Source organism: Longimicrobium sp. (assembly GCF_036280135.1).
In the GTDB taxonomy this organism is placed as follows: Bacteria; Gemmatimonadota; Gemmatimonadetes; order Longimicrobiales; family Longimicrobiaceae; genus Longimicrobium.
In genome coordinates, this window is record NZ_DASURI010000081.1 from 1 (window position 1) to 3,446 (window position 3,446).

A 3,446-nucleotide genomic window follows, 5' to 3' on the forward strand; every position below is an offset into this window, starting at 1 on the left:
CCGCAGGGGGGCGAGCTGCGCATCGAGACCCGCAACCTGTCCGCCGACGAGGCGGCCGGCCTGGCGCTGGAGGGCGGAGGCGAGTCCGTGGGACTGTTCGTGCACGACACGGGGTGCGGCATGAGCGCCGAGACCCTGGACCGCATCTTTGAGCCGTTCTTTACCACCAAGGCGCCCGGTGTGGGCACGGGGCTGGGCCTTTCCACCGTGTACGGCATCGTCAAGCAGAGCGGCGGCCACATCTCCGTGGACAGCGCCCCGGGCCGGGGCAGCACCTTCCGCATCTGCCTGTCGTGCGTGGACGAGCTTCCCGAGGCGCCCGCCGCGCCCGCCGCCCCGCGGGCCGTGCGCGGCTGCGAGACGCTGCTGCTGGTGGAGGACGAGGAGGCGGTATCGGCCGTGATGGGCAAGGGGCTGGTGCACAGCGGGTACCGGGTGATCGGCGCCAGCCGGCCGTCGCAGGCGCTGGAGCTGTTCTCGCGCCACGCCCACGAGATCCACATGGTGATCTCCGACATCGTGATGCCGGAGATGAGCGGCCGCGAGCTGGCGGAGCGGCTGCAGGCCATCCGTCCCGGGGTGCCCGTGCTGTTCACGTCGGGGTACATGGAGTCCGCCAGCATGCGGCCGGACGCCTTCAGCGACGACACGGACTTTCTCCCCAAGCCCTTTACGCTGGAAGGGCTTACCCGCCGCGTGCGACAGGTGCTCGACGCCGCCGCGTGACGGAAACAGAAACCGCGACAGCGCGATCCGTCCCCCGCTGTCATTCTGAAGGAGGCGCGTCGAGATCCGTCCCCTGACGGATGCGCCGAGTGAAGAATCGGGTCGCGCCGCGCCCGGCACTCGCCCGTGCACGAGCCCCGAGCCGGAACGCAGCGCACGGGCGGGATCCCGCACTCCGGCAACCAGATTCTTCGCTCGGTCGGCGCCGATGCATCACGAGCGGGACAGGCCCGACGGCGCCTCGGTCGCTCAGAATGACAGCGTGGGCGGGTATAAGAAGAACAGCGATAACGGAATCCGTCCCCCGCTGTCGTTCCGAAGGCGGAAACGCCCTCGAGCCGGAGCGGATAAATCCGCCGCTGGGACAGCGGAAAGCCCCGTCTCGTGCCGACGCGCTCTGCGAACGAGGCTTCAACCGCCAGCACGGGCCGTCACCCGGCGATGTGGCGGGCATCGCGGCAGGACGGCGGCGGTGCAGTCCGCGAAGGCGGACCTCGTGCCTTTCCAGCGGCGAATGCATTCGCTCCGGCCGGGCGACGGCCATGTTGATGCGGATTCGGGATCGGAATGACAGCGCAGGATGGAAACGGAAACGAGAGGCCGGCCCCGTGCACCGGGGGCCGGCCTCTCGTTTCGCATCCGTCGCCACCGCGCGGCGGCGCCACATCCGTCCGTCACGGAAGCGAGTACACCCACACGTTCTCCTGCGTCATGGAGCGCTGGCCGGCGGCGTCCACCACCATCAGCGTGATGACGTACTGGCCGTTGGCCGTGTAGTTGTGGCGCACCAGCTCGCCCTCCTCGGGCGGCGAGCCGTCGCCCCACGACCAGATGCGGGTCACGATGCCGTAGTCGTCGTCCGAGTACGAGGTGAAGAAGCGGTGGAACGGGTCCTCGCGCGCCCGGCACACGGCCTCGGCGTATCCGCCCGTCTCGCAGTACAGGCCCGCCCGCGGCGGCAGGTCGCGCACGTGCAGGGGCGCCAGGGCCGCGGGCGTGGTGGCCACGTTCTGGTGCGTGCCCAGGTTGCCCAGCTCGCCGAACTGCTCGCGCCCCGTGCAGAACCCCTGTCCGTCCAGCGTGGCGCCGCAGACGTGCTCGTGCGCGCCGGCCAGCGACGCCCAGTGCCGGTCACCCACCACGTCTTCCACGGGCTGCGTGACGGAGCCGGGATTGGCGCCCCAGCACTCCGTCACCCCGCCGTCGCCGATGCCGCAGCTGGTGCGGTCCATGGCCACGATGCGCCGGAACCGCGCGTTCGTGAGCACGCGCCCCGGCCGCCGGTTGGCATCCTCCCCGGACCCCGTGCCCACCTGCGCGTGCGAGTTCACGCCCCAGCAGTACGCCTCGCCCTCGGCCGTGAGGGCGCAGGTGTGGCCGCGCCCCGCGTCGAGGCGCGTGAACCGCAGCTCCGTGTCCACCTTGAGGGGCGTGCTGCTGCAGGGATACGGATACGCGGTGCCGCACGTCTGCGACGCGTCGGCGCCCAGCTGGCCAAACTGGTTCATCCCCCAGCACCACACCTCGCCGTCGGCCTCCAGCCCGCAGGCGTGCAGGGAGCCCACCCGCACGTCCACGAACGCGTGGCCGCCCGCGACGGGCGTGGGTGCATCGTGGGTCGCGAAGTCGCCCGTGCCCAGCTGGCCCCACTCGTTGGTGCCCCAGCAGTACGCCGTTCCCGCGCGGGTGGCGCAGGTGGACGTGCCGCCGGCATCCATGGAATCCACCGTGGCCAGCCCGTACAGCGCGGCGGGGGCGGTGGCGCCGTTGCCCCAGCAGTACGGCTGGTTGTCCGTGGTGACGCCGCAGGTGTGCTCGTCGCCGGCCGTCACCAGGCGCCACGCCAGGGTGCCGGCCACGGGCGCGGGGTCCAGGAACAGCCGCGTGCCGCCGTGCCCCAGCTTGCCGCCCGAGCCGTCGCCCCAGCAAAAGATGCGGCCGTCGTTCAGCAGGCCGCACGCGTGGCTGAAGCCCGCCGTCATCTGCCGGTAGATGCCGTACGTGGGCGGATGCGGACGGTTGTCGAAGACGGGCGCCTCCAGGTAGACCGTAAAGACGAACCGCTCCACGCCCGTGGGCACGTCAAAGCGCCACTGCCGCGGCTCCGTGGTAGCGTCGGGCCCCAGCATGGAGGCGTAGTTGAAGAACGGCTCGCCCGCGCCCAGAAAGAAGTTCTCGCCGTCCGTGTTGGCCAGCCCCACCTCGCCCGAGCCCTCGACCACGTTGGGCCCCGCGTGAAAGAAGACGCGGATGCCGGCCACGTTCACGCCGTCGTACGTGCCCAGCGTGCGGTCGGCCATGAGGTTCTGGATGGTGGCGTCCAGGCGGAATACGCCCGCGGCGCTGTCGTACGCCACGTTGCTGGAGCGCAGCCGCACGTGGGTGCCCTGCCCGCCGATGATGGTGCCCCGCGCGCTCCCCAGCGCCGGCGACGCCGGGTCGCACTCCAAGGCGCGGCCGCGCACGTCGGCGCTGCACTGCAGCGCCTCCACGGCCACGGACGGCGGCGGCGGCGCGGGGGCCGGCTGCTCCGGCGCCGCCACGTTGTCGGCGCACGCGGCCAGGCCGAGTGCAAGGAGCGGCAGCGCGCGAACGGACATACGCATGGAATGGCTCCGCGTCGGGAGGGGACGGGGACAGGGGCGTGAGCGGACGATGCGGACGGCCGGCGGCAGAGCAAATTGGACGCCACGCACCCGCGGCCCGCCGCGACGGCGCCA

Annotated in this window: 2 protein-coding genes; one reads left to right on the forward strand and one right to left on the reverse strand. The window is 71.9% G+C overall.

Features of this window, described 5'->3' with window-relative positions; translation table 11 throughout:
- A partial coding sequence (locus tag VFZ20_RS02815; protein WP_329682304.1) for an ATP-binding protein occupies window positions 1-726 on the forward strand: 726 nt, incomplete at its 5' end.
- A 674-nt stretch (window positions 727-1,400) separates the two neighbouring features.
- Here the strand turns inward: VFZ20_RS02815 and VFZ20_RS02820 are convergent.
- A complete protein-coding gene (locus VFZ20_RS02820; RefSeq protein ID WP_329682305.1) occupies window positions 1,401-3,332 on the reverse strand; it encodes a PKD domain-containing protein in 1,932 nt (643 codons plus the stop codon).
- Window positions 3,333-3,446 lie beyond the last annotated feature (114 nt).

Bases quoted from the DNA above. Each gene is read 5' to 3' on its own strand.
- VFZ20_RS02820 (WP_329682305.1), bottom strand. From the start codon at position 3,332: ATGCGTATGTCCGTTCGCGCGCTGCCGCTCCTTGCACTCGGCCTGGCC.